This is a genomic window from Caballeronia catudaia, from assembly GCF_001544755.2.
GTDB lineage: Bacteria > Pseudomonadota > Gammaproteobacteria > Burkholderiales > Burkholderiaceae > Caballeronia > Caballeronia catudaia.
Window position 1 is genome coordinate 1 of sequence record NZ_FCOF02000140.1, and the last position, 1,015, is coordinate 1,015.

General features: G+C 57.3%; 1 protein-coding gene. It reads left to right on the plus strand.

All coding sequences use genetic code 11. The annotated features are described in order from the left end of the window. Positions 1–425 precede the first annotated feature (425 nt). On the plus strand, positions 426–1,015 hold a 590-nt coding region (locus AWB75_RS36470; RefSeq protein ID WP_268807899.1), incomplete at its 3' end, for a reverse transcriptase domain-containing protein.

Genomic DNA, 1,015 nt, shown 5'->3' on the forward strand with positions numbered 1-1,015 from the left:
GTAAAGAGCCCTCGTGGTGAGCGTTGTTGGAAAAGGCAGGGATCTACTCTGTCAGGTAAGAATCAAAGAGACGAACGTAAGTGAACCGCTGATGACGTGTCGATAATTTCACGAACTGATGTCAAAACCGGAGAGCCCACTTGCTCCGGGACAAGATGGGGCGATGCCTGCCGACGGCCCCATCGGCATCCGGCATAAAGGCGGCGTGACTTTGATTCAGGCTTTGGTAAGGAACTTGGGAACCTGTCGTCCCGATGCGAAGGGAGAAATCCAAGCGGAAGGCCTCCGCAAGGATGAGAGTACCGATGCGGGGCACAGGGGCGGAGACGCCCGTAGTAGGGTTGAAGGTCCTGTAATGGGACTGGACCGAAGGGGCGTCATCGTCCGGCGTTATCGCGTCGGCAACTTGAAAGAGGAGGACCGGGGTGAATAACGCAAAGCCGTTTTGTATTTCCAAGCGAGAGGTGTGGGAGGCGTATAAGCAGGTGACGGCCAACCGCGGGGCGGCGGGTGTGGACAAGCAGTCGATGACGGAATTCGAGGCAGATCTGAAGAACAATCTGTATCGAATCTGGAATCGGATGTCGTCTGGCAGCTACCTTCCGCCGCCGGTCTTGCGGGTTGACATACCAAAGGACGGGGGTGCGGGAACGAGACCGTTGGGAATACCAACGATTTCAGATCGCATCGCCCAGACGGTGGTCAAGCGATATCTGGAACCGCTAGTGGAACCGGTGTTCCACAACAATTCGTACGGGTATCGTCCCGGACGGTCAGCGCATCAGGCGCTCGATGTGGCCCGGCAGCGATGCTGGAACCATGACTGGGTGCTGGACCTCGACATCAAGAATTTCTTTGGCAGTATTGATTGGGAACTCATGATGCGAGCGGTGCGCTGCCATACGGACTGTGCGTGGGTGCTGCTGTATATCGAGCGATGGCTCAAGGCGCCTGTGCAAATGCCGGACGGGACCGTAGTGAAACCGGACAAGGGCACCCCGCAGGGTGGTGTCGT